General features: G+C 73.8%; 3 protein-coding genes. 2 read left to right on the forward strand and 1 reads right to left on the reverse strand.

Annotation, left to right across the window (positions count from 1 at the left end; all coding sequences use genetic code 11):
* A partial coding sequence (locus ABZ281_RS46610; protein ID WP_356664590.1) for a hypothetical protein occupies positions 1-387 on the forward strand: 387 nt, incomplete at its 5' end.
* A 2-nt stretch (positions 388-389) separates the two neighbouring features.
* Here the strand turns inward: ABZ281_RS46610 and ABZ281_RS46615 are convergent.
* Positions 390-1,586, reverse strand: a complete 1,197-nt coding sequence (locus tag ABZ281_RS46615; protein ID WP_356664592.1) for an N-acetylmuramoyl-L-alanine amidase — start codon at positions 1,584-1,586, stop codon at positions 390-392.
* A gap of 216 nt (positions 1,587-1,802) precedes the next feature.
* Here ABZ281_RS46615 and ABZ281_RS46620 point away from each other — a divergent pair.
* Positions 1,803-2,245, forward strand: a 443-nt coding sequence (locus ABZ281_RS46620) for a sigma factor (RefSeq protein WP_356664594.1), incomplete at its 3' end; no start/stop codon positions are given.

Here is a 2,245-nt window from a genome sequence, read left to right on the forward strand (position 1 = left end):
CAAGCGGAGACCAGGCCATCGGCGGCTGCGAAGCCGCTGCGATGGGCGGCGGACACAGTGGCGACGATGCGCGAGGGAGCACGGCTGCGCCTCGACTACTCGGCGCAGAGCCTGTGGAGCATCGACCGGATGATCGAGGGGATACGGCGGGAGGGAGCGCCCGACGCCGCCGTGCAGGAGGTGCTGCGCGGCTTCGGCGCCTACGCCGGTGAGGTGATGGCGCGTCAGTCCGGCGCCGAGTGGTGGGCGACCGGCGGCGACCACTGGATCCGCACCCCCGACGGGCGCCTGTGGGACCCCATCGAGGAGGCGCGTCGCTGCTACGCCGGCCACGGATCGCTGCGGCTGCTGTGCCGGGACGCGGTGAGCACCGAGTACCGGCGGTAGCGTCACCGCCCGAGTGCGCCCGCGTCCGCGTCGTCGTTCTCGCCTTCGTCCTCGTCCAGGAGCCCCGGCGACTGCGCGGCGGGCTCGGCCGGCTTGCCGGCGTTCGCGGCCAGGGTGCGGATCTCGGGCAGGTCGTCGTACAGGTGCTGCCCGGGGCACTCGGTCGGGTAGCCGTCGCGGTGGCCGGAGATGCGGTGGAACGCCACCTTCTGGCCCAGCTTGTACTTGCCGTTGTCGGCCCCGGAGGTCAGCACGGTCGCCCCGGTCGGGTCGATGCCGTAGAGGCCGAGCTTCCACGCGGCGACCTTCGCGACCGATGCGCGCACCGCGGCGTTCGTGGCCGCCGTGGAGTAGTCGCCGAGCACCGAGACACTGCTGGTGGCGGTGTTGAAGCCGTAGGTGTGCGCGCCGAGGACGGGCTTGTCGACGCCGCCCGCACGGCCCTCGAAGACGGTTCCGCACTTGTCGACGAGGAAGTGGTAGCCGATGTCGTTCCAGCCGTTGCTCAACACGTGGTAGAGGAACACACCGCGCACGATCGACGCCGACTCGGAGCAGGTGTAGTCGTTGGTGCCCGCCGTGTGGTGGACGAACATCGCCTTGGTGTCGCCGGTGTAGGTGGGCGGGTCCTCCACCAGGGACTCGTCCGCGCCCCAGGCGGAGCGCGACGTCATGGCGGGACGCTCGGCCGACAGCGGACCGGCGGCCGGCCCGACGACGTCCGGGTCGACGGCCGCGGTGTGCACGGCGTCCGACCCGTTCTCGGGGTCGACCAGTTCGACGCGCAGCCCTTCCGGCAGGCGCGAGCCCGACACGCGCACCTGGACGCCGTCCGAAGGCCCGGTCCACAGCGGCTGGGTGCTGCCGCGCACTCCGGACCGGTCGCGGTCGGGGCCGGTCTCGGGCCTACGGCCGTCGGTCTCCAGGGGCTGCCACGCGCTCCACGCGCCGCTCTCCCGGGAGCGGGTGCGCACCTCGGCGGTGCCGTCCAGGGCCGCGTCCGGGTCGTCCCAGGTCACGCCGATCAGGCTGAACGGCTCGGTGGTGCGCGGGGCGAGGGACCGGTCGTGGGGGTCGCCGTCCGGCACCCGGGCGGTGTGCGCACCGTCCCAGGAGGTGGCCCGGGCGGGCTGGGTCAGTCCGAGTGCGCCGAGGGCCAGGGCGGTGGCGACGGCGGTGCGCAGGAGGCGGGATGTCATACGGTGCTCGCCTTTCGTGGGCGGTGGCATCGCGAGCAGAGGTCCCCGGTACGTCACTTGGCCGAAACCTCCGCGCGGCCGGGCTCCCGAGGACGGCGGGCCGGGTTGACCCGAACGGTCGCGGACGCCCGCCGCCTGACGCGCTGTGACACTTCCGCGCCGACCGGCGCTGATGACCGTGGGAGGGCGCGCACTCTGCACGGACGAGGACGGTACTTGGGTCAGGGAGCGGAACCCCGGCGCGGGCAGGCCCACGACGGCGAGCTGGGCGAGGCCGTGGCGCGGGCCCAGCAGGGTGACGAGGCGGCCTTCGCGGTCGCCTACCGCTTCGTGCAGCCCGGGCTGCTCGGCTATCTGCGCGGCCTGGTCGGGGACGACGCGGAGGACGTGGCGTCCGACGCCTGGCTGGAGATCGCCCGGGACCTCGGGCGGTTCCGGGGCGACGGGGCCGGCTTCCGCGGCTGGACGGCGACCATCGCCCGGCATCGGGCGCTGGACCATCTGCGCCGGCAGCGGGTACGGCCCCGGCCGTCCGAGCTGGAGCAGGAGGTCCTGGAACTGCCGGGGGCGCAGACAAGAAGGGGAGAGGGAGTGCCCCCTCTCCCCCACGGACTCGGAGCTGGCTCAGTGCCAGATCAGCCCCTTCTCCTCCAGGTGGT

It is taken from the genome of Streptomyces sp. NPDC006265 (genome assembly GCF_040613555.1).
Classification (GTDB): Bacteria; Actinomycetota; Actinomycetes; order Streptomycetales; family Streptomycetaceae; genus Streptomyces.